This window comes from Achromobacter sp. 413638, assembly GCF_043119405.1.
Lineage (GTDB): Bacteria > Pseudomonadota > Gammaproteobacteria > Burkholderiales > Burkholderiaceae_B > Achromobacter.
On record NZ_JBICCO010000012.1, the window covers coordinates 1 to 25,051 of the forward strand.

Annotated in this window: 23 protein-coding genes; 10 read left to right on the forward strand and 13 right to left on the reverse strand. The window is 67.5% G+C overall.

Features of this window, described 5'->3' with window-relative positions; genetic code table 11:
• Positions 1-84: 84 nt before the first annotated feature.
• The 4 genes from ACEU5R_RS07205 to ACEU5R_RS07220 form a co-directional block, all read right to left on the reverse strand.
• Positions 85-1,248, reverse strand: coding sequence for an ABC transporter substrate-binding protein (locus tag ACEU5R_RS07205; RefSeq protein WP_392409656.1), 1,164 nt, complete (start codon positions 1,246-1,248; stop codon positions 85-87).
• Positions 1,249-1,499: 251 nt separating this feature from the next.
• A complete protein-coding gene (locus ACEU5R_RS07210) occupies positions 1,500-2,057 on the reverse strand; it encodes a biotin transporter BioY (protein WP_103273096.1) in 558 nt (185 codons plus the stop codon).
• A 77-nt stretch (positions 2,058-2,134) separates the two neighbouring features.
• Positions 2,135-2,731 (reverse strand): energy-coupling factor transporter transmembrane component T family protein, encoded by a 597-nt coding sequence (locus tag ACEU5R_RS07215; RefSeq protein WP_392409657.1) that lies wholly within the window; start codon positions 2,729-2,731, stop codon positions 2,135-2,137.
• A gap of 12 nt (positions 2,732-2,743) precedes the next feature.
• The gene (locus tag ACEU5R_RS07220) at positions 2,744-3,421 is read right to left on the reverse strand and encodes an energy-coupling factor ABC transporter ATP-binding protein (RefSeq protein ID WP_103273094.1); all 678 of its coding nucleotides are present in this window, start codon (positions 3,419-3,421) and stop codon (positions 2,744-2,746) included.
• A gap of 55 nt (positions 3,422-3,476) precedes the next feature.
• Between ACEU5R_RS07220 and msrB the strand changes: the two genes are divergently transcribed.
• From msrB to ACEU5R_RS07240, 4 genes are all read left to right on the forward strand, one after another.
• Complete coding sequence (gene msrB, locus ACEU5R_RS07225; RefSeq protein ID WP_103273093.1) at positions 3,477-3,875, forward strand: peptide-methionine (R)-S-oxide reductase MsrB; 399 nt, start codon at positions 3,477-3,479, stop codon at positions 3,873-3,875.
• A gap of 8 nt (positions 3,876-3,883) precedes the next feature.
• Positions 3,884-4,471 (forward strand): septation protein A, encoded by a 588-nt coding sequence (locus tag ACEU5R_RS07230; protein WP_103273092.1) that lies wholly within the window; start codon positions 3,884-3,886, stop codon positions 4,469-4,471.
• Between the two features lie 67 nt (positions 4,472-4,538).
• Complete coding sequence (locus ACEU5R_RS07235; RefSeq protein ID WP_103273091.1) at positions 4,539-4,808, forward strand: BolA family transcriptional regulator; 270 nt, start codon at positions 4,539-4,541, stop codon at positions 4,806-4,808.
• A gap of 17 nt (positions 4,809-4,825) precedes the next feature.
• A complete protein-coding gene (locus ACEU5R_RS07240) occupies positions 4,826-5,602 on the forward strand; it encodes a peptidylprolyl isomerase (protein WP_103273090.1) in 777 nt (258 codons plus the stop codon).
• A gap of 94 nt (positions 5,603-5,696) precedes the next feature.
• On the opposite strand, the gene ACEU5R_RS07245 is transcribed toward ACEU5R_RS07240, so the two are convergent.
• The 4 genes from ACEU5R_RS07245 to ACEU5R_RS07260 are packed head-to-tail and all read right to left on the reverse strand — an operon-like array spanning position 5,697 to position 9,689.
• Positions 5,697-6,677 (reverse strand): alpha/beta fold hydrolase, encoded by a 981-nt coding sequence (locus ACEU5R_RS07245; protein WP_392409659.1) that lies wholly within the window; start codon positions 6,675-6,677, stop codon positions 5,697-5,699.
• A gap of 3 nt (positions 6,678-6,680) precedes the next feature.
• Positions 6,681-7,523, reverse strand: coding sequence for a TauD/TfdA dioxygenase family protein (locus tag ACEU5R_RS07250; RefSeq protein WP_392409660.1), 843 nt, complete (start codon positions 7,521-7,523; stop codon positions 6,681-6,683).
• A gap of 22 nt (positions 7,524-7,545) precedes the next feature.
• Complete coding sequence (locus ACEU5R_RS07255; RefSeq protein WP_392409661.1) at positions 7,546-8,694, reverse strand: M24 family metallopeptidase; 1,149 nt, start codon at positions 8,692-8,694, stop codon at positions 7,546-7,548.
• A 20-nt stretch (positions 8,695-8,714) separates the two neighbouring features.
• Complete coding sequence (locus ACEU5R_RS07260; RefSeq protein WP_392409662.1) at positions 8,715-9,689, reverse strand: Bug family tripartite tricarboxylate transporter substrate binding protein; 975 nt, start codon at positions 9,687-9,689, stop codon at positions 8,715-8,717.
• Positions 9,690-9,834: 145 nt separating this feature from the next.
• Here ACEU5R_RS07260 and ACEU5R_RS07265 point away from each other — a divergent pair, with 145 nt between their 5' ends.
• On the forward strand, positions 9,835-10,629 hold the full coding sequence (locus tag ACEU5R_RS07265) for an IclR family transcriptional regulator C-terminal domain-containing protein (RefSeq protein WP_103273085.1): 795 nt from the start codon (positions 9,835-9,837) through the stop codon (positions 10,627-10,629).
• A 14-nt stretch (positions 10,630-10,643) separates the two neighbouring features.
• Here ACEU5R_RS07265 and ligA read toward each other — a convergent pair whose 3' ends face one another.
• From ligA to smc, 3 genes are read right to left on the reverse strand one after another with little or no spacing between them, the layout of a single operon-like run.
• Positions 10,644-12,749 (reverse strand): NAD-dependent DNA ligase LigA, encoded by a 2,106-nt coding sequence (gene ligA, locus ACEU5R_RS07270; RefSeq protein WP_103273084.1) that lies wholly within the window; start codon positions 12,747-12,749, stop codon positions 10,644-10,646.
• The gene (locus ACEU5R_RS07275) at positions 12,749-13,810 is read right to left on the reverse strand and encodes a cell division protein ZipA C-terminal FtsZ-binding domain-containing protein (protein ID WP_392409663.1); all 1,062 of its coding nucleotides are present in this window, start codon (positions 13,808-13,810) and stop codon (positions 12,749-12,751) included. The genes ligA and ACEU5R_RS07275 overlap by 1 nt, the downstream gene beginning before the upstream one ends.
• 45 nt (positions 13,811-13,855) lie before the next feature.
• Complete coding sequence (gene smc, locus ACEU5R_RS07280) at positions 13,856-17,386, reverse strand: chromosome segregation protein SMC (RefSeq protein WP_103273082.1); 3,531 nt, start codon at positions 17,384-17,386, stop codon at positions 13,856-13,858.
• Between the two features lie 309 nt (positions 17,387-17,695).
• Here smc and lplT point away from each other — a divergent pair, with 309 nt between their 5' ends.
• A complete protein-coding gene (gene lplT / locus ACEU5R_RS07285) occupies positions 17,696-19,003 on the forward strand; it encodes a lysophospholipid transporter LplT (RefSeq protein WP_103273081.1) in 1,308 nt (435 codons plus the stop codon).
• 313 nt (positions 19,004-19,316) lie between these two features.
• Here lplT and ACEU5R_RS07290 read toward each other — a convergent pair whose 3' ends face one another.
• Together ACEU5R_RS07290 and tsaB are read right to left on the reverse strand one after the other, a co-directional pair.
• A complete protein-coding gene (locus ACEU5R_RS07290) occupies positions 19,317-20,246 on the reverse strand; it encodes a uracil-DNA glycosylase (protein ID WP_392409712.1) in 930 nt (309 codons plus the stop codon).
• A gap of 32 nt (positions 20,247-20,278) precedes the next feature.
• On the reverse strand, positions 20,279-21,511 hold the full coding sequence (tsaB, locus tag ACEU5R_RS07295) for a tRNA (adenosine(37)-N6)-threonylcarbamoyltransferase complex dimerization subunit type 1 TsaB (RefSeq protein WP_392409664.1): 1,233 nt from the start codon (positions 21,509-21,511) through the stop codon (positions 20,279-20,281).
• Between the two features lie 130 nt (positions 21,512-21,641).
• Between tsaB and ompR the strand changes: the two genes are divergently transcribed.
• The 4 genes from ompR (at position 21,642) to ACEU5R_RS07315 (ending at position 25,006) form a co-directional block, all read left to right on the forward strand.
• Positions 21,642-22,376: a two-component system response regulator OmpR gene (gene ompR, locus ACEU5R_RS07300; protein WP_003813882.1), complete on the forward strand. Its 735-nt coding sequence runs from the start codon at positions 21,642-21,644 to the stop codon at positions 22,374-22,376.
• A gap of 34 nt (positions 22,377-22,410) precedes the next feature.
• Positions 22,411-23,805, forward strand: coding sequence for an ATP-binding protein (locus tag ACEU5R_RS07305; protein WP_199770991.1), 1,395 nt, complete (start codon positions 22,411-22,413; stop codon positions 23,803-23,805).
• Positions 23,806-23,863: 58 nt separating this feature from the next.
• On the forward strand, positions 23,864-24,412 hold the full coding sequence (locus ACEU5R_RS07310; RefSeq protein WP_006389231.1) for a peroxiredoxin: 549 nt from the start codon (positions 23,864-23,866) through the stop codon (positions 24,410-24,412).
• 75 nt (positions 24,413-24,487) lie between these two features.
• Positions 24,488-25,006, forward strand: coding sequence for a carboxymuconolactone decarboxylase family protein (locus ACEU5R_RS07315; RefSeq protein WP_103273078.1), 519 nt, complete (start codon positions 24,488-24,490; stop codon positions 25,004-25,006).
• Positions 25,007-25,051 lie beyond the last annotated feature (45 nt).

Consider the following 25,051-nt stretch of genomic DNA (forward strand, 5'->3'; position numbering starts at 1 on the left):
CGCCCCCCCCCCCCCCCCCCCCCCCCCCCCCCCCAATGGCGCGGGCGCCGCTTGCGGGCGCCCTGTGAACAGGCGAGCCGCGCCTTACAGGCCCGGCTGGTACACCCACTTGCCGCCTTCGACCTTGACGATGACGCGCGAGCGTTCATCGAAGCCCGCGTGGTCGGTGGGCGACATGTTGAACACGCCCTGGGAAGCGGGCAGGTCCTTGATGCTTTCCAGCGCGTCGCGCATGGCCACGCGGAACTCCGGCGTGCCGGGCTTGGCGCCGGTCTTCAACGCGGCGGGCAAGGCGGCCACGACCAGCTGGCCGGCGTCCCACATATGGCCGCCGAAGGTGTTGGTCGAACCGGCGCCGTGGGCCTTCTCGTAGGTCTCGACGTAGGCCAGGGCCGACTTCTTGACCGGGTTGCTGTCAGGCAGCTGAGCGGCGACCAGCAGCGGGCCGGCCGGCAGGAACATGCCGTCGCAATCCTTGCCGCAGACGCGCAGCACATCGTTGTTGGCGGCGCCGTGGGTCTGATAGATCACGCCGCCATAGTTACGCGCGCGCAGTTCCTTTTGCGGCAGGGCCGAGGGCGTGCCGGCGCCGGCGATCAGGATGGCGTCGGGCTTGGCGCCGACCAGCTTCAGGACCTGGCCGGTCACGCTGGTGTCGGTGCGGCTGTATTTTTCGATCGAGACGATCTCGATGCCCTTGGCCTTGGCGGCCTTCTGCATCACGTCCAGCCAGCCGTCGCCGTAGGCGTCGGCGAAGCCGATGAAGCCCAGCGTCTTGACCTTGGACTTGGACATGGCGTCGGCCAGCGCGCCGGCCATCAGGGCGTCGTTCTGCGGAGTCTTGAAGACCCAGCGGCGCTTGTCGTCGACCGGCTCGACGATCTTGGCGCTGGCGGCCACGCTGATCATCGGCACCTTGGCTTCGGCGGCCACGTCGACCATGGCCAGCGAGCCCGGCGTCACCGACGTGCCGATCAGCACGTCTACCTTGTCGTCGGAGGCGAGCTTGCGCGAGTTCTTGACGGCTTGCGTCGTGTCGGTGGCGTCGTCCAGGACGATCCATTCGATCTTCTGGCCGGCCACTTCCTTCGGCAGCAGGGCGACCGTGTTGCGCTCGGGGATGCCCAGCGAGGCGGCGGGGCCGGTGCTGGACACCGTCACGCCGACCTTGACCTGGGCGCTGGCCAGCAGCGGAAGGGTCAGGGCAACGGCGGCGGCGGCCGCGGTCAAGCCGAAATGCTTGCGCATGTTTTGTCTCCTGTGGCGGCTCTTCTTTTGGTGCCTCGTTTGAGGCGAAGCGAGCCTAGTTAAAGTTATACAGAAAAAAATATTATAGGGTTAAATCAGTATCACATGATGCGGCGCAACTACGGTAAATCCCTGATGTGCTACGGAAACCGAAACTCAGCGAACGCATTCGTCAATGGCGAACTTGTACTGGAAAGCCCCCCATGCGTCAGTTGGGGGATTCCCTGTCCTCATGCGTCCGCCCGCGAGCCTCAACGGCCCGGCATGGGCCAGACGCGCGCCACGCGCGACGCCACCCAGGCGGCCACGGCCGCCTTGATCAGATCGCCGGGCACGAACACGGCCACGGCCAGCGCCGCCTTGCCCAGGTCCATCTTGGCGACAGAGGCCAGCCAGGGCACGCCGCAGGCATACACCACCGCGATGCCACCGACCACGCAGGCGACCGCATAGCCCGCCACGCCGGCCCAGGTGCCAGGCGCCCGGCCCGCCAGCCGGCGCGCCAGCCAGCCCGTGACAAAGGCGCCGATCGGCATGCCGATCAGGAATCCGCCGGTCGGCCCCAGGAAGGCCCCCATCCCGCCGCGTCCACCCGGCAGCACCGGCAGGCCGATGGCCGCCAGCGCCAGATACAGCAGGCAGGCCAGCGCCCCGCGCACCGGCCCCAGCATGGCGCCGGCCAGCATGGCGCCCAACGTCTGCAGCGTGACCGGCACCGGAATGGCCGGCAGCGGAATCGGCGGCACCAGACTCAGCACCACGATGAGCGCCGCGAACAGCGCCACCAGCACGGTATTGTTGGATTTCATGGCATTCCCCTCCCTAGGGACGATTTTCCCGGATGATTCTTCCCGGATGATGAAAGCGCGGTCAAGAGGCGTCGCGTTCAGGGACTGCGCGCGTCGATGGCTTCCGAGACTTCCTGCGCCCGCTTCAGCGTCAGGACGATCAGCGGCACGATCAGCGCCAGGGGATTGGCGCCGAGCCCGCGCGCGGCCTGCGCCTCGCGGATCTCATGGAAATTGCGCCAGATCTCGGGAACGAAGCGCAGCGCCAGCGCCAGGGCCAGCGCCACCTTGCCGGCATCGAGCAGGCCCAGGCGCTGCAAGGGCAGCAGCGCCCATTCACATACCGCGATCAGATCGGCGGTGCGCGTGGTCAGCGTCACGGCCAGCGCCAGCCCCACCATCGCGCCGACCCGCAGCAGCACCGCCAGCGCCTCGACCCAACCTTGGAAAAAGCCGGTGAACAATCCCAGCGCCAGCAGAACCCACGCCAGGCCGCGCAATTGGCGCCAGAGCAGCGCGGCCCCGGCGCCGCTGGACCAGACCAACCCGGCGGCCACGGCCAACGCCAGGCCCAGCCAGCGCGGATCGCGCAGCGCGAACAGCCCCGCCCCCGCCGCGCACAGCGCCAGCAGCTTCAGTCCGGCAGGCAGCCGGTGCAGTCGGGAATTGCCTGCGATATAGAGCGGTTCGAGCATGGGCGGCCGCCCTCAGGCGAAATGATCACGGTACCAGCGCAGGGCGGCGGCCGGCTGGTCGTCGGCGGCGACGCGTCCATCGGCGATCACCAGCACCCGGTCGAAATCCTCCAGCAGCGCCAGGTCGTGGCTGACCACGACGGCGTCGTGGGCCAGCCCGGCGATCGCATCGCGGACGCGGTTGCGATTGCGCAGGTCCAGTTGGGTGGTCGGTTCGTCGAACACCACCAGCGCCGGATCCATCACCAGCACCGCGGCCAGGGCGACCAACTGGCGCTCGCCCCCGGACAGGCTGTGGCTGGCCCGGTCCGCCAGGTGAGCCACGCCCAGGCGTTGCAACTGATCCTCGATGCGGGCCTCGCGGCGGGCGCGGTCGGGTTCCAGCTGTTTCAGGCCGAAAGCCAGGTCTTCGCGCACGATGGGAAAGACGATCTGGTTTTCGGGATTCTGAAACACGAAGCCGACCCGTCGCCGCACGGCTTTCAGGTCCTGGCGCGTATCCAGCCCATCCACGCTGACCCGGCCCGAGGTCGGCAAGGCCAGGCCGTTGAGCAGGCGCGCCAGCGTGCTCTTGCCGGCGCCGTTCGGGCCGACGATGCCGACGCGGCGCTGTGCCAGCGTCAGGCTGAGCCCGCGCAGCACCTCGGCTTGCGGCGTGGAAACGACCACCTGGTCAAACTGGATTAACATGGGGCAGGATTATGCCCGAACCATTCCGGGCCTCGGGACTCCAAGAGCGCTATATATGGACAAAGTACGCAAATCCGACGCTGAATGGCGGGCCCAGCTGTCACCGGAAGAATACGTCGTCGCCCGCCAAAAAGGTACGGAACGCGCCTTCACCGGCCGCTACTGGAACACGTTCACCCACGGCATCTACCGCTGCGTGGGCTGTGGCACGCCGCTGTTCGCTTCCGACACCAAATTCGACGCCGGCTGTGGCTGGCCCAGCTACTTCGAGCCGATCGACCCGGCGCGGGTGCGTGAAGAGCGCGACATCAGCCACGGCATGGTGCGCACCGAGGTGCTGTGCAATATCTGCGACGCCCACCTGGGCCACGTCTTCCCCGACGGCCCCGAGCCCACCGGGCTGCGCTATTGCATCAATTCGCTGTCGATGACGTTTGAACCGCTGGAAGACTGAAGCCCCGCATGAAGAAGTTCCTGTTCGACCTGTTCCCGCTGATCCTGTTCTTTGTCGCCTACCGGTATGCGGACATCTTCATCGCCACCGGCGTCGCCATGGCGGCCGCCGTGCTGCAGATCGTCTGGCTCAAGCTCACCGGCAAGGCCATCGAGGCCATGCACTGGATCAACCTGACCGTGATCCTGGTGTTCGGCGGCGCCACCATCTGGCTGCACAGCGATGTCTTCATCAAGTGGAAGCCGACCGTGCTGTACTGGCTGTTCGGCGGCGCGCTGGTGCTGGCGCGGCTGTTCTTCCGCCGCAACCTGATCCGCGGCCTGATGGAAAAGCAGATCCAGCTGCCCGACCCGGCCTGGGAAAAGCTCAACCTGGTCTGGGCGGGTTTCTTCCTGGTGGCCGGCGCGCTCAACCTGTACGTGGCCTTCTCCGGCCAGTTCACCGAGTCGCAATGGGTCAGCTTCAAGGCCTTCGGCCTGATGGGCCTGATGATCGTGTTCGTGATCGGCCAATCGCTCTGGCTGGGCAAACATATCCAGCCCGGCGAAGAGACGTCGTCCGATTCCGGCGCGTCCGGCGGCAAGCCGCAACCCTGACCCCTCATTTTTTCCGCCATCGACGTCCCGCGCGGGCGGTCGACGGCGGAACCTCTACCCTACCAACATGTCAGAAACCACCGACCGCATCGCCCTGATCCGGGAGCGCCTGGCCGCGCTGGAACCGGTCAGTCTTGAAATTCAAGACGAGTCCTATTTGCACGCAGGCCATGAAGGAAGTAAAAACGGCGCCGGCCACTACCGCGTGCTGATTGTGGCGCCCTGCTTCGCCGGGCAGTCCGCCGTCGCCCGCCATAGGCTGGTGTATCATCATTTGCAAGATTTGATCCCCTATCCGATCCATGCGCTTGCGCTAGACGCACAGGCTCCCAAATAGAAGGTAAAAGGACTTTCATGAAACGCATCGTCATGCTGGCCGCCGCTTGCGCCATCGCCCTGCCGGCTTTTGCCCAGAACGTGGCAACCGTCAACGGCAAGGCCATTCCGCAGAAGAGCCTGGATCAATTCGTCAAGCTTCTGGTCACCCAGGGCGCCACGGATTCCCCGCAGCTGCGCGAGCAGGTCAAGCAGGAAATGATCAACCGCCAGATCTTCGTGCAGGCCGCCGAATCCAACGGCATCGCCAAGCAGGCCGACGTGCAGACCGAGATCGAACTGGCTCGCCAGGGCATCCTGGTGCGCGCGCTGATGGCCGACTATCTGGCCAAGCACCCGGTGTCGGACGCCAAGGTCACGGCCGAGTACGAAAAGATCAAGAAGGAACAAGCGGGCAAGATGGAGTACAAGGTCCGCCACATCCTGGTTGAAGACGAAAAGACCGCCAACGACCTGCTGACCCAACTGAAGGGCAACAAGGGCAAGTTCGACGATCTGGCCAAGAAGAACTCCAAGGATCCCGGCAGCGCCGAAAAGGGTGGCGACCTGGGTTGGGCTCCCCCGACCAACTACGTGCAGCCTTTCGCTCAGGCCGTCACGCAGCTGAAGAAGGGCCAACTGGTCGACAAGCCCGTCCAGACGCAGTTCGGCTGGCACATCATCCAGGTCGACGACACCCGCCCGGTGCAGTTCCCGCCGCTGGATCAGGTGCGCCCGCAGATCGAGGAAATGCTGCGCCAGCAAACCCTGGCCGACTACCAGAAGGACCTGCGCGAAAAGGCCAAGATCCAGTAAGGATCGGCTGATCGCCCAGGAAGAACTGCCCGCGCATGCGGGCAGTTTTTTTTCGTCCGCGGCCTGGCGCCGACAGCGGCCAGCTCCGCCGCATTCAGGCCAGCGCCCGGCGCAGGCAGGCATCCCACAGCGGCCCTTCCAGCGCGGGCGAGGCATGGCCATAGCGTCCGGCCACCGTCATGGGATGCACGCAGGGCGGCAAGGCGGTTTCATCGCCGGGCGGAAACAGCAGGTCCGACGCGCAGCGCAGCCAGTACAACGGCGCGCGCAAGGACGCGAGCGCGTGGCGGACGTCATGGCGGCAGGCTGCCGCCCGCAAGGCGGCCATCGACCAGGGCGAAAAGCGCGCCGCCCAGGCGCGCGCCTCGGCGTCCAGCGCCTGCCCGGGCTCGGGCGCGCCGGCATCGGCCAACCACAGGCCCCGGCCATAGCGCATCAAGGCGTCCCGCCGCGCCGCGACCCACTGCTGTTGCGCCAAGGCATCGCCGGCCCGCCGCGCGGCGGCCAGGCGCCGCAACGCGATCACGTCGCTCCAACTGCCGCCGCCGCGCGGCCCGGACGCCAGCGCCAGCGCCCGCCCGAGTGGCACGGGCGGATCGAGCGCCCACTGGAACGCCTGATAGCCGCCGTAGGAATAGCCCACCACCGCATCCAGCCGCGCAACGCCCAGCGCGCGCAACCACAGCCCCTGCAGGCGCACGCTGTCGGTGATGGTGAAGTCGGGAAACGAGGCGGGCAATTCCGCATCCGGCGCGCTGCTGCCAAAACACGAGCCCAACGCATTGGGCGCCAGCACGCAGGTATGGCGCGTATCCAGCGCGGCGCCGGGCCCCAGCCACCCGGATGCCCATCCCGCATCAGGATGGACTTCCCCGCTGACAGGCGCGAGCGCCTGCTGGCTGCCGGAGATGCCGTGCAGCAGCAGCACGACGGCGCGGGCCTGCGCCGGCTCGGGCCCGTAGCGGCGCCAGGCCACGCGCGCCGGCGCGATGCGACCGCCGCCGTCCAGCGCCATGCTCTCGATCCTGGTCTCGCCGATGGCCTGGCAGGGATCGGCGCGGGCGGGACGCGTCATGGCCTATACCGGACGCTCGCCCATGACCGTGGTCCGATAGATCGTCCGCCGCAGGCTGGCCGGCAGCTCCCGCGTGGTCGCCTTGTGCATCACGCAGCGGTTGTCCCACATCACGACATCGCCCGGCGACCACTGCAGCGCGTACTGGGATTCCGGCTGGGTGCAATGCGCGAACAGGCGTTCCAGCAGCTCCCGGCTGTCCTCTGCGCCCCACCCCGCCACCTCGGCGGTCATGCCGGGATGCACGTACAGCGCTTTCCTCCCCGTCTCCGGGTGGGTGCGCGCGATGGGATGTTCCACGTCCGGTGTCTCCGCCAATTGCGTCGCATCCATCACCACGCGGGTGCCCTCGTCGGCGCGGCTGCTGCGCGGGCGATACCGATGCACGGCCTTCAATCCGTCCAGCTGCGCCTTGATCGCATCGTCCAGCGTGTCGTAGGCGCGGTACATGTTGATGAACAGCGTATTGCCGCCTTCGGGCGGAATGGTCTGCGCGTTCAGGATGGTGGCCTTGGCGGGACATTCGCGAAAGGCGAAATCCGAATGCCAGTAGGAACCGCCGTCGGCAATGCCCGCGGGCACGCCGTTCTTGACTTCGTTCGACAGCACGAAGATCTCGGGGTACTCGGGATGGTTGTACTGGGCCAGCACGTGGATATCCAGTTCGCCGAAGCGGCGGCTGAAGCGCAGCTGCCCTTCCGGCGACAGCTGCTGATCCTTGAAGACCAGCAGCTGATGCTTCAGGAACAGTTCGTTCACGGCGACAAAGGCCGCGTCGTCCAGCGTTTCGAGATCCACGCCGCGCACTTCCGCGCCGATGAGCGGACTGAGAGCTTGGGCTTTCATGTTCGGGCTCCGAAGAATGGGTTCAAGGCAGGCGATGGACGCGGGCCTCGGTGCGCAGCAGCGGCTCGGCGCCGTGCTCACCGATCAGGACGGGGTATTCGAGCCGCATGCCGCCCAGGCCGGGCCGGTACAGGTGCGTGCCCAATGCCACCACCATGCCCGGCGTGACCTCGTCGTGGCTGCGCAGGTTGATGAAGGGACGGGTACGGGCGCAGGTGCCCAGGCCGTGGCCGAACAGGGGCAGGCCGAACTCGGCGAGCCCATGCTTTTCAAACACGGCGATGCCGCGCCGCGCGCAGTCGGCGATGGCGCGCCCCGGCGTCAGCGCGGCGAGCATGGTCTGCACGGTTTCCTCCCAGCAATCGATCAAGGCAGCCTGCGCCCCGGTCGGCCGCCCCAGGAAGATCGGCAGCGCCGTATCGGCCATGTACAGATCCAGCAGCGGATGCAGGTCCAGGATGACGAATTCGTCGCGCCCGATGGGCCGGTCGGTTGCCTGCTGCGTGACGCCGCGCAGGAAGCCGGTGCGTTCGCCCGCCCCCACCTCGGTGCCGCCCGTCACCGCCCAGGACCAAGTGCTGCCGCGCCGCCGGATGGCGCGTTCGATCTCGCCGGCGATTTCATTTTCGGTGGCGCCGGCCCGCACGGCATTCATGCCCTGCTCGAAACCATAGTCGGACACTTCGGCGGCATGGCGCAGGCGCTCGATCTCGGCGGCATCCTTGATCAACATGAGATCGTCGATCACATCCACCCCGTTCTCGAACCGGGCCTTGGGCAATTGCCCGGACAGGGAGAAGAACTCGGCAGCGGTCAGCATGCCCGGCGCGATCTGCGCGGCGCCCGGATGCGCCAGGTCCAGGGCGACCTTGCCCTGCGCCAGGCCGTGGTGCTCCAGCCGCTGGCGGATCAGCTGCGGAAAATCGGCGAACTCGAATTCATGCACGTCCATGTCGTGGCCTTCGGCGCGCACGCGCGCGGCGTCCATGGCCCAATAGATGAACTCGCAGTGGCCCGAAGCCGTGACCAGCACGGCGCCGCGCCAGGGCATGAACGCCCCGCTCAGATAGTGCATGGCGCCCTGGCGGGTGCCGAGATAGGCGTCGAAACCGAGTTCGCGCGCGTGCTGGGCGACCCGTTTGCGGCGGGCCTGGAAATCGATGGGCAACATAGGGATTCCTTGGCGGAAGTTCAGGAAACGGAGGCGCCGGACGCCTTGACCACGGGCGCCCATTTCTCGGTTTCCTCTGTCGTGAACCGGGCGAATTCATCGGGTGTGCTGGCGACCGGATCGGCGGCCTGCGAGGTGAGCTGCGCCTTGACCTTGGGGTCGGCCAGGGCCTTGGCGATCTCCTGCTGAAGACGATCCACCACCGGGCGCGGCGTGCCCGCCGGCGCGAACACGCCGATCCAGGACGTCATCGCATAGCCGGGCAGCGTTTCCGATACCGAAGGCACGTCCGGCTCGGCCGGCGAGCGCTTGGGCCCAGTGACGGCGATGGCGCGCAGCTTGCCCGCCTTGATCAAGGGCTGGGCGATGACCAGGCTGTCGAACGCCAGATCGGCCTGTCCGCCCATCACATCCGTCAACGCCGGCAGGCTGCCCTTGTAGGGGATGTGTTGCATCTTGATGCCCGCCATCTCGTTGAAGAGTTCGCCCGACATGTGCATCGACGTTCCGCTGCCGCCCGAGGCCCGGTTGAGTTCACCCGGATGGGACTTGGCATAGGCGATCAGGTCGGCCACCGAGTTGATCGGCAGCTTGGGGTTGACCACCACCACCAGCGGGTAGGACACGACCTGGGTCACCGCCACCAGATCCTTCAGCGGCTGGTACGGCATCGACTTGTACAGCGTCTGGTTGATGGCGTTGGTGCCGATCGTGCCCATCAGGATGGTGTAGCCATCGGGCGCGGCCTTGGCCACGGTGTCCGCGCCGATGTTGCCGCCGGCGCCGGGCTTGGCCTCGACGATGACAGGCACGCCCATGCTCTGGGTCATGCGCTCGGCCAGCAGGCGGGTGACGATTTCCGTGGGGCCGCCCGCGGCCGCGGGCACGATGAAGCGGATGGGCTTGTTGGGATACGCGTCGCCGGCGGCCGCGGCGACCGCCGCGCCCAGCGCCAGGACGACCGCGCCCGTGGCGCGGATGAATCTGCTGCACATGGCCTTCCTCCTTGGATGCGTGTCCGTGTCATGGTTGAGACCGGACATCTTTTGGCGAACATTTGTTCGATAAACATCATTTTATGGAGAAAGCGCCGGATGTCAAACTACAATCGCAGGCATTGCAGAACACCATCGTGAACCCATGGATTCGACCTTGCCGGAAACCAGCGAAAAGAAAGAAGAGTTTCTCGACAGCCTGGCCAATGGCCTGCAGCTGTTGCGCATCTACGCCACAGGCGTGGCCAGCGTGACGGTGCAGGAAGCCGCCGAGCAGCTGGACGTCACGCGCGCGGCATCGCGCCGCATCCTGCTGACGCTGGAAAAGCTGGGATATGTACGGCAGGACGGCAGGCAGTTCTCGCCCACCCCCAAGGTCATGGACCTGGGATATGCCTATTTCGCGTCGCTGAGCCTGCCCAGGCTGGTGCGGCCGGTGATGCAGGACGTAGCGCGCGCCTTGGGTGAAACCTGTTCGCTGGGCGTGCTGGACCGCGAGCACGTTGTGTTCCTGGCGCGCGAGGAAGCGCCCAAGCTGCTCAAGCTGGACCTGACGATCGGCAGCCGCCTGCCCGCCTACGCCCACTCGCTGGGACGTGCGCTGCTGTCGACGCTGGACGACGAGGCGCTTGACCAGTATCTGGAGAACGCCGAACTCAAGCGCCTCACGCCCTACACCACGGTCTCGAAGACGGCGCTGCGCAAGCTGATCCGCCAGGTGCGCAGCGACGGCTACAGCATTTCGGTCAGCGAGCTGGTGGATGGTTTTGCCGGCGTGGCCGTGCCGCTGCGCAACCATGAAGGCAAGGTGGTGGCGGGCCTGAGCGTCAGCATGGTGCTGGGCGCCCGCTCGCCCGATGAGCTGCGGCGCCAGCACCTGCCCGCGCTGCAACGCGCGGCGGCAACGATACTCGACTCGATGCCGCGCAGCAGCATCTGACCCCGCCGGCGTGCTCAGCCGTCCAGGCCCAGCAGCGCCTTCAGCGCATCCTCGTCCAGCACGGTGACGCCCAGTTCCTGCGCCTTGGCCAGCTTGCTGCCGGCCTCTTCGCCCGCCACCAGATAGGCGGTCTTCTTGGAAACCGAGCCGCTGACCTTGCCGCCCGCCGCCTGGATGCGCATCGAGGCTTCCTCGCGCGTCCAGTTGGGCAGCGTGCCGGTCAGCACGAAGGTCTTGCCGGCCAGCGTGGTGTCTTCGGGCACGGCCTCGGCCACCGGATGCACGCCCTGCGCCTTGAGCTGTTCGATGACGTCGCGGTTGTGCTGTTCGGCGAAGAAGCGGCGGATGGAGCCCGCCACCACCGGCCCCACGTCCGGCACGGACGACAGCGCGTCCTCGTCGGCGTCCATGATGGCCTCGATGCTGCCGAAGTGGCGCGCCACGTCGCGCGCGGTGGTCTCGCCGACATGGCGGATGCCCAGCGCGAACAGCAGGCGTCCCAGCGCCGGCGCGCGGGCCTTGTCGATGGCCTCGACTAGGTTGTCGGCCGACTTCTGGCCCATGCGGTCCAGGCCCACCAGTTCGAGCGGCCGCAGGCTGTACAGATCGGCCAGCGACTTCACGCGGCCACTGTCGACCAGCTGGTCCACCAGTTTTTCGCCCAGCCCTTCGATATCCAGCGCCTTGCGGCTGGCGGCGTGCCACAGCGTCTGCTTGCGCTGCGCGCCGCAGAACAGGCCGCCGGTGCAACGGGCGATGGTCTCGTCCTCCAGCCGCTCGATGGCCGAGCCGCAGACCGGACAGGCGGTGGGCATGACGAACTCACGCGCGTCGGCGGGGCGTTTTTCCAGCACCGCGCCGACCACCTCGGGAATCACGTCGCCGGCGCGGCGCACGATCACCGTGTCGCCGATGCGTACATCCTTGCGCCGGATTTCGTCTTCATTGTGCAGCGTCGCGTTGGTGACGGTGACGCCGCCCACGAACACCGGCTTGAGCCGCGCGACGGGCGTGATGGCGCCGGTGCGCCCCACCTGCACCTCGATGTCAAGCAGGGTCGTGGTGGCCTCTTCGGCCGGGAACTTGTGCGCCAGCGCGAAGCGCGGCGCGCGCGCCACGAAACCCAGCAGCTTCTGCGCCGCCAGCGAATCGACCTTGTAGACCACGCCGTCGATGTCATAGGGCAGCGACGGACGCAGCGCCCCCACCTTGGCGTAATAGTCCAGCAGTCCCTGTGCGCCGCGGACGCGCTGATTGAACTTCACGTTGACGGGCAAGCCCAGCGAGCCCAGCCAGTCCAGCATGGCGCCATGCAGCTTGCCGGTATCGCCGGGCAGCGCCTCGGCGCCGGAAGCCTCCTCGTCGAACAGCCCGGCCTGCTCCTGCGGGATGCCACGCAATTCGCCCCAGCTGTAGGCGAAGAAGCGCAACGGCCGCTTGGCGGTGATGCGGGGGTCGAGCTGGCGCAGGCTGCCGGCGGCGGCGTTGCGCGGATTGACGAAGATCTTTTCGTCTCGCTTGGCCTGCGCCTGGTTCAGTTTTTCGAAATCGGCGCGGTTCATCAGCACTTCGCCGCGCACTTCCAGCACCTTGGGCGCGGGGCCGCTGAGCTGCAGCGGAATAGCCTTGATCGTGCGGATATTGGAGGTGACGTCCTCGCCGGTCTGGCCGTCGCCGCGCGTGGCGGCCTGCACCAGGCGGCCGTCTTCGTAGCGCAGGCTGATCGCCAGGCCGTCGAGCTTGAGTTCACAGAAGTAGTCGGCTTCTTCGGCTGGGCCCAGGAGGCCCGCGCCGCGCAGCGTATCGGTCACGCGGCGGTCGAAGGCTTCCACGTCCTCGGCCTCGAAGGCATTGCCCAGCGACAGCATGGGCACGGCGTGGCTGACGCTACCAAAGGCCGAGACCGGCGCCGCGCCGACACGCTGGGTCGGCGACTCGGGCGTGACCAGATCGGGATGCGCGGCCTCCAGGGCCTGCAGCTCCCGCATCAGTTCATCGTATGCCGCGTCCGAGATGGAAGGGTCGTCGTAGACGTAGTACCGGACGTTGTGCTGCTCGATCTCGGCGCGCAGACGCGCCGCGGCCTGTGCCGCGGTTTCACCGCCAGAGGGGCTGCTCATTATGCAAAGACCCGTTGCGCGCGCGCGCTGCCGGCGGGCAGGCCAGCCTGCTCCAACTGGCCGAACAGCACCTGCAGGCGCTCATCGATAACGGTTTCGGAGCCATCGGCCAGCGGCTTGCCCTGGTCATCGACCAGTTCGGCGCGCAGGCGCGCGGCCAGCTCGCGGCCGACCTCGACCATGCGGCCGAAGGCGCGGCTGTCGGCCGGGCTGCAGGGCACGTCCAGCAGCAGGTACAGGCGTTCGATGCCGCCCATGCCGGCGTCGAACGCGGCGCCGTCGGCGCGCGACAGCGTGAAATGGGCCACGCCGTTGTCCGACGGCCAGGCCAGGCGGCTGCCGTCGGCGACGAAACCGGTGTCGCGGGCCACATTGAGCACTTCGGCGGCGGGCTGCGCGCCGCCCAGCAGCAGCGTCAGGCCGACCTGGGTGTCCAGCGCGGCGCAAGTGTCGTCCAGGCGGGCGGCCTGCTCCAGCACGGCTTGCTGGTCCGGACCCTCGATGGTGGCTTCGAAACGCTCGGCCAGGTCCTGGGCGCGCGCCCAGGCTTGCGACCATTCAATGGCCGTCAGCGGACCGCTGCGGTTGGCCAGCAGCACGGCCAGCGACATCGCGGCATAGCTCTCGCCTGCGTGGATGCGGGCGCGGTGGCGGCCCTGGTCGGTGGTGGCGAACACACGCATCGGCTTGCGGCCGACATGGCGCAGGCTTTGCAGGTAGGGCAGCACATCGGCACCACGGGCCGGTTCGGCGAAATGAACCTCGATGACGACTTCGCAGGCGGGATCCGGCTCCTCGGCATCGTCGGCGTCGCTGCCGGCGTCCACCGGCACGGGCTGTTCGGGATGCGCGCGCGGCGCGTCGCCGCCCATGCCCGGCTCGCGACGCGGCGCGCCGGCGGCCGGAGCCGCCCCGGCGCCCAGCAGGGGATCCTGCTCGCTGGTCGGGAAATGGCTTTGCATCTTGCGCCGGACCCGGCGGTCCTGCCACCAGTTGAAGCCCAGCACCAGCAGTATCAGCAAGACGCCCAGGGCAATCAGCCCGATCTGCAAATCACTCATGTGTAAATCCCGCGCCGTCAGCCGGCGCCCTTCTGAATATTGGGTTTATGCCGCTTCGGAGGCCATTTGCACGGCCGAATCTATATCTACCGCAACAATACGCGAAACCCCCTGCTCTTGCATGGTCACGCCGACCAATTGCTTGGCCATCTGCATTGCGATCTTGTTGTGCGAGATGAACAGGAACTGCGTCTGCTCGCTCATGTTGCTGACCAGGTTGGCGTAGCGTTCGGTATTGGCGTCGTCCAGCGGCGCGTCCACCTCGTCCAGCAGGCAGAACGGCGCGGGGTTGAGCTTGAACAGCGCGAACACCAGCGCGGTCGCCGTCAGCGCCTTTTCGCCGCCCGACAGCAGGTGGATGGTGCTGTTGCGCTTGCCCGGGGGCTGCGCCATCACCTGCACGCCGGCGTCCAGGATTTCCTCGCCGGTCATGGTGAGCTTGGCCTCGCCGCCGCCGAAGAGCTTGGGAAACAGCTCGCCGAAATGGCCGTTGACGGTATTGAAGGTCTCTTGCAGCAGTTCGCGGGTTTCGCGGTCGATCTTGCGGATCGCGTCTTCCAGGGTTTCGATGGCGGTCATCAGGTCCTGGTGCTGCGAATCGAGGAAGCCCTTGCGTTCGCGCGAGGCGTTCAGCTCGTCCAGCGCGGCCAGGTTGACCGAGCCCAGCGACTCGATCTGGCGCGAGATGCGCGAGACTTCCGATTGCAGCCAGCTGGCGCGGCGCCATTCGTCGGGCTGGTTGGCCAGCTCCTGGGCCAGCGCCTCGCGGTCGACCTCGCGGGCGTTGAGCTGCTCGGTGAATTGTTCCTCGGCCAGGCGGGCGGCCTGCTCCTGCAGCTGCAGTTCGGTGATGCGGGCGCGGCGCGGCTCCAGCAGGCGTTCCTGCGTCAGGCGATCCTCGTCGGCCCCGCGCAGCAGGGCCGCCAGATTGTCCATTTCCTGGCGCGCGCGCGACAGCGCGTCCTCGCGCTCGGCGCGCAGTTCCAGCGCGTCCTGCAGGCCGGCCTGCGAGGCCGAGGCGTCCAGCTCGGCCAGGTCGGCCTGGAGCTGTTCGAGTTCGACATTGGCGCGCTGGCTTTGATCGGCGGCCAGCTGGCGGTTGCGCTGCAGGTCGGTGATGCGGACCTGGATGCCGCGCTCGGCGAATTCCGCCTCCTGCGCGGCGCGCTCCAGTTCGCGCAGCCGGGCGCGAGCGGCCTCGGCCTGGGCGGCCAGGGTCTCGCCTTCGATCTCGGCGTCGGCGAAACGCGACTGATGCTCGGCCAGTTCTTCGTCCAGCGCTTCGAAGCGGGCCTCGGCTTCCTCGCGCGTGGCGCGCAGGTCTTCCTCGTTGGCCGCGATTTCCTCCAGGTCCTGGCGCAGGCGCGAGGCGCGCTCGCCGGACTGCTCGGCCTGCTGCTGCAGGCGCGAATGCTCGAGCTGGATGTCGTGCACGCGGCGCGTGACTTCGGCCACGCGCTGGCGCGCCGGCGCGATCGATTGGGACACCTGCTGCCAGGCGACCTCGGCGCGGGCCACGGCGGCGCGGGCCTGGTCGGCGATCAGCTGCTGCGCCTTGATTTCGCGCTGCAGGTTCTCGATCTCCTGCTGGCGGGCCAGCAGGCCGGCCTGTTCGGAGTCGGGCGCGTAGAAGCGCACGCTGTGCGCGTCGACCAGATGGCCGGCCTTGACCACGCAGGCGGCGCCGGCCGGCAGCGTGGCGCGCATGGTCAGCGCCTGGGCCAGATCGGGCGCGGTATAGACCCCTGCCAGCCACTCGTTGAGCAGCGTGCGCAGGTCGGGATCGGTGATGCGCAGCAGGCTGGCCAGCGGCGTCAGCCCGGCGGGCGCTGCCGGCGCGGGGGCCGCGACCGGCAATTGATAGAAGGCCAGGCGCGCGGGCGGCGCGTCTTCGGCGAAGGCGCGGGCCCAGTCCAGGCTGCGCACTTCCATCGAGGCCATGCGTTCGCGCATGGCCGATTCCAGCGCGGTTTCCCAGCCCGGTTCGACGTGCAGCTTCTGCCACAGGCGCTGCAAGCCGGCCAGCTCGTGCTTGGCCAGCCAGGGTTCCAGCGCGCCCTGCTTCTGCACGTCTTCCTGCAGCTTGACCAGGGCGGACAGGCGAGCCTCCAGGCGCGCCAGGCTCTGCACTTCGGTCTGCGCGTCGCCCTGGGCGCGGCTGCGCTCGGCGTCGGCCTCGGGCACGCGGGCTTCCAGCTCGGCCAGCTGGCCCTGGGCTTCCTCGAGCTGGTCCTCGCCTGCCGCGCGGTCGCCGGCCAGCTGTTCCAGGCGCGCCGGATCCGGACTATGCAGCTCGCGCAATTCCTGCTGCAAGCGCTCACGGCGCTGTTCCAGCGCCTGCATCTGGCGGTCGGCGTCGCGCTGCGACTGCGCCACCAGGGCCAGGTTCTGCTCGACGCGCGCCAGCGCGGCGCGCATCTCGTCTCGGCCGCCGGCGGCTTCGCGCACGCGCTGCTCGACGTCGGGCAGCGACGCCTGGGCGTCCTCGGCGGCGGCGCGCGCCTCTTCGGTGCGGGCAGCGCCGGTGGCCAGGTCATCCTCGGCCTGGGCGATCTGTTCGGTGCAGTGCTCGCGCTGGGTGTTCCACTCGGCGATCTGCTGCTGCAATTGCTCGCGGCGCGCCTGCAGGCGGTTGCGCGAATCCACCACGTGGCGGATCTCGGCCTCCAGGCGGCTGACCTGGGCGTTGGCTTCGTAGAGCTGGCCCTGGGCGGAGTGGACCGCGTCGCTGGCGGCATAGTGCGCCTGGCGGCGCGATTCCAGCTCGGCCTCGCCGGCGCGCAGGCCGGCGATGGCGGCTTCCAGCTCGTTCTGCGCCTGCAGCATTTCCTGGGCCTTGCGGGCGCGTTCTTCGCGCGCGCCGGTTTCCTTCAGGAACCACAGCGAATGCTGCTTTTTTTCGCCGTCGGCCTGCAGCTCGCGGTAGCGCGTGGCGACTTCGGCCTGCGCCTCCAGCTTTTCGAGCTGGCTGTTCAGCTCGCGCAGGATATCCTCGACCCGGGTCAGGTTCTCGCGCGTGTCGGACAGGCGGTTTTCGGTTTCGCGGCGGCGCTCTTTATAGCGAGACACGCCGGCAGCCTCTTCCAGGAACACCCGCAGTTCTTCGGGGCGCGCCTCGATCAGGCGGTTGATCATGCCCTGGCCGATGATGGCGTAGCCGCGAGCGCCCAGGCCGGTGCCCAGGAAGATGTCGTGGATGTCGCGGCGGCGGACCTGCTGGTTGTTGACGAAATAGCTGCTGGTGCCGTCGCGGGTCAGCACCCGGCGCACCGCGATCTCGGCGTAGGTGCTCCACTGGCCGGCGGCGCGCCCTTCGCTGTTGTCGAACACCATTTCCACGGACGCGCGCGCGGCCGGCTTACGATTGCCCGAGCCGTTGAAAATGACGTCCTGCATGGACTCGCCACGCAGTTCCGAGGCCTTGGCCTCGCCCAGCACCCAGCGCACGGCGTCGATGATGTTCGACTTGCCGCAACCGTTGGGGCCCACCACGCCCACCAGTTGGCTGGGCACGGGGATCACGGTGGGATCGACGAAGGACTTGAAGCCGGCGAGTTTTAGCTGAGTAAGACGCACAGTACGATGACGGACCGGGTGGTGGGTTGAACGAAAGGCGTTAACAGACCGGGACCTGCCGCGCAGATTGCAAACCGGCCCAGGAGGGCCGGCGCGCATATGGCCCGTATGATACCGCAGGCGGTCTGTCCCCGAACGAGAACAAGCGTCAAGAGGCGTGACGCGCGCGCCATCCCGATCCGGTCAAACCACGGGCAAACGCCGAGCCGGGCAGGACTGTGCCACCGGCTATACTCCCTGACACTTTTTGGAACGGCACACTATTCAACCAGCAGGCTGGCCGGCTCGGGCCAGGCATCGGGGACATTCTTGAAACGTGGTTTCTATCTGGTCATGGCCGCGCAGGCCTTCTCGTCATTGGCGGACAACGCGCTGTTCATCGCGGCGATCGCCCTGATACAGGAACTGCACGGGCCTGACTGGCTGGCGCCCATGATGAAATGGACCTTCGCCCTGGCCTACGTGGTGCTGGCCGCCTTCGTCGGCGCCTTCGCGGACTCCTTCCCCAAGGGCCGGGTGATGTTCAGCACCAATGCCCTGAAGGTCGCCGGCTGTCTGCTGATGTTCTCGTACGCCAGCCTGGGCATCGCCCCGGAATACCAGACGTATCTGGTGTGCGCGGCCTATGGCGTGGTCGGCATCGGCGCCGCCGCCTACTCGCCGGCCAAGTACGGCATCGTCACCGAAATGCTGCCGCCGTCCATGCTGGTCAAGGGCAACAGCTGGATCGAGGGCCTGACGGTGTTGTCCATCATCCTGGGCACCGTGCTGGGCGGCCTGCTGATCTCGTCGCACGTGTCCAACGCCTTGCTGCACCATTCCTTCATCGGCAAGCTGGTGCATTCGCCAGCCGAGGCGGCCATCCTGGTGATCGCCTTCGTCTACCTGCTGGCGGCCCTGTGCAACCTGATGATTCCGCAGACGCACGTGCGCTACCCGCCGCAGCAGAAGAACCCGATCAGGCTCATGGGCACCTTCTGGGGCTATGTCTGCGTGCTGTGGCGCGACAAGCTGGGCCAGATCTCGCTGGCCGTCACGACCCTGTTCTGGGGCGCCGGCGCCACGCTGCAGCTGATCGTCATCGAATGGGGCCGCAGCCACCTGGGCTACCAGCTGGACAAGGCCTCCATCCTGATGGGCGTGGCGGCGCTGGGCACCGTGGTGGGCTCGATCCTGGCCGGCCGCATTCCGCTGCGCCGCGCGCTGTCGGTGCTGCCGGTGGGCGCGGCCATGGGCCTGGTGGTGCTGCTGATGCCGCTGGTCTATGCCCCCTGGAGCGTCTACCTGCTGCTGCTGGTCACCGGCGGCCTGGCCGGCTTCTTCGTCGTGCCCATGAACGCCCTGCTGCAGCACCGCGGCCACGTGCTGCTGTCCGCCGGCCATTCCATCGCCGTGCAGAACTTCAACGAGCAGCTCAACATCCTGCTCATGGTCGCCATGTACACGCTGCTGCTGTGGCTGCAACTGCCGATCAACATCATCATCGTGATGTTCGGCACCGTGGTCGCCGTGCTGATGGTGGTCTTCATGCGCTGGTGCAAGCGCAACCTGCAGGCCAATCCGGAGTTGCAGGAACAGATCGGCCAGGAAGGTCACGGCCGGGCCCTGGGGGAGTAACCCACCCCCGAAGCGCCTTTGGCGCTTCCCCCTCAAGGGGGCGCCGCTGCGGACCGGAAGGATAATCCCACCCTAGAAGCGCTACGCGCTTCCCCCTCAAGGGCGCCTCTGCGGACCGGCAAAGCCGGCTCCGCGCGGCCTCGATTGGGGCGGCACTGTCGGATGGCCGTGCGAGTCTCTCGGGCGGCCCCTGTCAAGCGTCCTGGCCAGCTCTGGCGCTTCAGCGCGGCAGCGCCCATTGGGCGCGCATGATGGCGGCGCGCCGTGCGCTCAGACTCAATCGCAGAAATCAGACGGCGCGCGGATGCGCGCGTCAGTTCAGGCTGGCGGCCAGCTGCAGGTCTTGCCAGGCGCGGGACTTTTCCACCGGGCTGCGCAGCAGGTAGGCGGGGTGGTAGCTGACGATCACGGGGATTTGCGGGCCGGCGTCGGTCTTGAGCTGGTGCACGCGGCCGCGCAGGCTGCCGATGGTGGCCTCGGTGCCCAGCAGCGTCTGGGCGGCGAAGCGGCCCAGCACCAGGATGCGCTCGGGCTTGAGCAGCTCGATCTGGCGCATCAGGTAGGGGCTGCAGGCGGCGATTTCCTCGGGCTTGGGATTGCGGTTGCCGGGCGGGCGGCACTTGATCACGTTGGCGATGAACACGTCGCGCTCGCGGCTCATGCCCACGGCCGACAGCATGGCGTCGAGCAGCTGGCCCGAACGGCCGACGAAGGGCTGGCCCTGGCGGTCTTCCTGTTCGCCCGGCGCCTCGCCCACCACCAGCCAGCGCGCCGGTTGGCCGCCATGGCCGAAGACCGCGTGGCGGCGTCCCTGGCACAGGCCGCAGGCGGTGCAGGACACGACCTGCTCGCGCAGTTCGTCCAGGGTGGCGTTGCGCACGCGCTCGGCCACGGGAATGACCGGAGCCTCGGCGACTTCCGGCTCCTGCCTGGCGACCGGCTTGGGCGGCGGACCGCTGCGCACGGCCGGGGCGACGCGCGCAGGCGCGTCCGGCCCGGGCGCGGCCTGCGCCTGCGGCGCCGCTGCAACGGGCAGCGCGACCGGCGAGGCCGGGTCCGAACGTTCGACCCGAGCCGGACGGACGGACGCTTCCTTTTTCAAATCAACAACTTGTGCATCAACCTGGCGAGCGGCAGGCGCGGGCTTGAGCCACAACTTCTCCATGCCGATCTCGCGCAACCAGAAGCGCTGCAACGGGTTCACGCGCGGCGCGGCGGCGCCGGCCGGCGGGATGGCGGGCATGATGTCTTCCGGCGACCGGACGGCATTCATGCTCAGGCTCCGTTCGCGTCGAAACGCTTTTGCATGACCAGGGCGTCCTCGCGTCCGCCCTTGTCCGCCGGGTAATAGCCACGGCGCACGCCGATCTGTAGATAGCCGTGTTTCTTATAGAACGCGATGGCCGAGGCGTTGGATGGCCGCACTTCCAGCAGCACGCCCTCCAGGCCGCGCTCGCGTGCGCGCTGCTCGCACCAGTGCATCAGCTCACCGCCCAGCCCCTGCCGATGCAGGTCCCTGGCCACGGCGATCACCAGCAGATGGGCGACATCCGGCGCGAACATGAGGATACAGAAACCCGCCAGCCTGCCTTCCTGGCGCAAGGTCCAGGCGCCATAGCCGGCCGCCAGCGCATCGGAGAAATTGCCACGGGTCCAGGGGAAGGACTGCACATTGGCTTCCAGCGCGACCACCTCGTCCAGATCGGCGTCGGTCAGCGGTTGCGGCGTCGCCGGGATGGCCCGGCGCGCCTTGGGGTTGCCGCCTTCGCCGCGCATGCGCTCGGCGGTGGTGAAGGCGACCTTGTCTCTTACATAGAGCGGCGCGGCCAGCTCGGCCGGCACCGACTGCCCGCGCAGCCAGTCCTGCCGCGCCAGCCTGGCCACGCTGGCGGCTTCCGGACGCAGGGCGTCGACCCGCCGCCAAACAGGCGGCAGCGCCATGTCGGCCGCATAGGCGTCCCAGGCATCACCCGCGATCAACAGCGGCGCGCCCAGGCGCCAGCCAGACTGATGATGTTGCGCCCAGGGCACAACTTCGGCGGCGGCGATCAGCATGGGCTCCTGGAGCGTCTCCCAGGAAGCCGGCTCGTCGCCTTCCGTTCCTGCCCGCCGGTAGACGGCCAGATAGACTTCATTCATGCGGGCGTCCAGCGCCACCAGCACGGCCTGGCCCGGCGCGGCTCCGGTCTGCGCGGCCACCGCCAAATGCGAAACCACCGGCAGCACCGGGATATCCAGTCCCAGGGCCATGCCCTGGGCCACGCCGCAGGCCACCCGCAAGCCGGTGAACCCGCCCGGCCCCTGGCCGAACGCCACGGCGTGCAGCGCGCCCGGGGCCAGTCCCGCCTCGGCCAGCAGTTCGCCGGCCATGGGCAGCAGCCGCTCGGCGTGCTCCTGGGATCCTTCGTGCTCACGGACGGTGACGTCCAGCCGGCCGTCGGCCGCGCGCAACAGGGCGACGCCGCAGCGCGACGACGAGGTTTCCAGAGCCAGCAGGTTTAGTTCCATAGGTGCAGATTGTACGAAATTAGACGGCTTTGACCCGTCGAGAAGGGGGATTTCAACCAGGGCTCGCAATGTGTAATATCTTGTGAACGCCCTCTAGCCGCTGGTTCTTGTCACTGTTACATTTCCGGCCATGAACACTCAAAACACCACCCCCACCCGCAAAATCCTCGTCGTCGACGACGATCCGCGCTTGCGCGATCTGCTGCGCCGGTACTTGTCCGAGCAGGGATTCAACGTCTTCGTCGCCGAAGACGCCAAAGAGATGGGCAAACTCTGGCAACGCGAGCATTTCGACCTGCTCGTGCTGGATCTGATGCTGCCCGGCGAAGATGGCCTGTCCATCTGCCGCCGGCTGCGCGGTGGCCATGACAACACGCCCATCATCATGCTGACGGCCAAGGCGGAAGAAATCGACCGCATCGTCGGCCTGGAGATGGGCGCGGACGACTACCTGTCCAAGCCGTTCAATCCTCGCGAGCTGCTGGCCCGGATCAACGCGATCCTGCGCCGCCGCGGCACCGAGGAGCATCCCGGCGCCCCCAGCCAGGAAAACGAATCCATCGCTTTCGGCCCCTACGTGCTGAACCTGTCCACCCGCACGCTGACGCGCAACGGGGAACAGGTGCCCATCACCACGGGCGAATTCTCCGTGCTGAAGGTGTTCGCGCGCCATCCCAAGATTCCGCTGTCGCGCGACAAGCTGATGGAACTGGCCCGCGGCCGCGAGTACGAAGCCTTCGACCGCAGCCTGGACGTGCAGATTTCCCGCCTGCGCAAGCTGATCGAGCCGAACCCGTCCAAGCCCGTATTCATCCAGACCGTCTGGGGCCTGGGATACGTGTTCGTTCCGGACGGTGGCAGTTGATCGACAAGCCCGCCCCGGGCAGGAGCGCAGCCTCGTGCCCCGCTTGCGCAAAACCTTCAGGAACCTGACCTCGCGTCTGCGGCTGGGACTATTCGGCCGCACGTTCCTGTTGCTCGCCGCGCTGATGCTCGTCAGCCTGGGTGCGTGGCTACAAGTCTTCTTCAGCATGGAGCTGGGCCCGCGCGCCAACCAGATGGCGCAGCGGGTGATCACGGCCGTCAACATCACGCGCACCGCGCTGATCTACTCCCACGACGGCGAACGCAGCAAGCTCCTGCTCGACCTGGCCACCAATGAAGGCATCCAGGTCTATCCGCGCGAGGTCACCGACTACGCCGAAGCCCTGCCCGACGACGACTACTGGCAACGCGTGGCGCAGCACATCCGCACGCGCTTCGGTCCCGAGACCCAGATCGCCTGGGGCGTGAACCAGGTGCCGGGCTTCTGGGTCAGCTTCCAGATCGAGAAAGAGCTGTACTGGCTGGTGTTCGAGCGCGAGCAGATCGGGCTGACCGGCGGCATCGAATGGCTGGGCTGGGGCGCGACCGCATTGCTGCTGTCGCTGGTGGGCGCGGCCGTCAGCGTGGGCTTCGTGAACCGGCCGCTGTCGCGGCTGGCGCGCGCCGCCCAGGTGCTGTCGCGCGGCGAGACGCCCGCGCCGCTGCCCGAGCAGGGGCCGCTCGAGATCCGCGACCTGAACGCCTCGTTCAACCGCATGGCCAAGGACCTGCGCCAAGCCGAGGCCGACCGAGAGCTGATGCTGGCGGGGATTTCCCATGACCTGCGCACTCCGCTGGCGCGCATGCGCCTGGAGATCGAGCTGAGCGGCGTGTCGGAAGACGCGCGCCAGGCCATCGACGAAGACCTGGGCCAGATCGACCACAGCATCGGCCAGCTCATGGAATACGCCCGCCCGGCGGGCACCCTGCCCCAACTGGCGACGGACATTTCCGCCGTGCTGGCCGAACTCTACGAGCGCGAGCGCAGCCATACCGCCTCGCTGGGCGGCGAACTGGATGCCTCGCTGGAACCCGGCCTGCGCGCGCGCATCACCGCGCTGGACCTCAAGCGCATCGTCAGCAACCTGATCGAGAACGCCCGTCGCTACGGCCGTTCAGAAGACGGCATGGCGCATCTGGTCATGACACTGCAAGCTGAGGGCGGCATCATCGCCATCGAGGTATGCGACCGCGGACCGGGCATCGCGCCCGAGGACGTGGAGCGCCTGCTGCGTCCCTTCTCGCGCGGCGAAGCGGCGCGCACCGGCGTCAGCGGCGCCGGCCTGGGTTTGGCCATTGTCGAGCGGCTGCTCAAGCATGTGGGTGGATCCCTGCGCATGCTCCCCCGCGAGGGGGGCGGTTTGACCGCGCGGATAGAGCTGCCCAAAGCCAAATTTAGGAATTATCAATTAGACAGTGAAAATCAATAGCGTAGAATTCATGGTTTGAGGCACAGGCTTCATTCCACCGACAACACCAGGAGTAAACATGAAAACTGTTGGCGACAAACTCGAGCCCTTCAAGGTTACCGGCGTCAAGCCCGGCTTCAACCAGCATGAAGAAAACGGCGTGTCCGCGTTCGAAGACATCACCGAAAGCTCCTTCCCCGGCAAGTGGAAGGTGATTTACTTCTACCCGAAGGACTTCACGTTCGTGTGCCCGACCGAAATCGTCGGCTTCAACAAGCTGGCCAAGGATTTCGAAGACCGCGACGCCGTCCTGCTGGGCGGTTCGAGCGACAACGAATTCGTCAAGCTGGCCTGGCGCCGTGAGCACCCGGACCTGAACAAGCTGGGTCACTACCAGTTCGGCGACACCACCGGCGCCCTGATCGACCAGCTGGGCGTGCGTGAAAAGGGTGCTGGCGTTGCCCTGCGCGCCACCTTCATCGTCGACCCGGACAACACGATCCAGCACGTTTCGGTGAACAACCTGAACGTCGGCCGTAACCCGGAAGAAGTTCTGCGTCTGCTCGACGGTCTGCAAACCGACGAGCTGTGCCCGTGCAACCGTACGGTTGGCGGCGCCACGCTGTAATTTCCAGCCCGGTCAGGGGTTTGCTCGCGCAAGCTCCTGCCGGGCTTTAACTGCGCTAGATTATAGGTAAAAACTATGGAATTCCTCTCCACCATCAAAGAACAGTTGCCGGATTGGGCCAAGGACATCCGCCTGAATCTGGACGCCGTGATCGCCCGTTCGACCCTGCCGGCCGAAGACGCCGTGGGCGCCGCCCTGTCGGCCGCCTATGCCGCGCGCAGCCCGCTGCTGGTCGAAGCCTTCAAGAGCGGCCTGTCCGAGACCGACGCCAACGCGGCGCTGACCGCTTCCGCTCTGATGGGCATGAACAACACCTGGTATCCCTACGTGGAAATGAGCGGCGACGCCCAGCTCAAGAGCCTGCCGGCCCAACTGCGCATGAACGCCTACGCCACGCACGGCGGCGTGGAGAAAAAACGCTTCGAGCTGTTCGCGCTGGTGGCCTCGATCATCGGCAAGTGCCATTTCTGCGTGCAATCGCACTACGAGAACCTGAAGAACGACGGCCTGTCGACCGAGCAGCTGCGCGACGCCGGCCGCATCGCCGCCGTGGTGAACGCCGCCGCGCTGGCGCTGACCGCTCAGGGCAAGTAAGCCGTAGCGCCCGCCGGCATGCGCTGGCCGGCGCCCGGGCTGCCG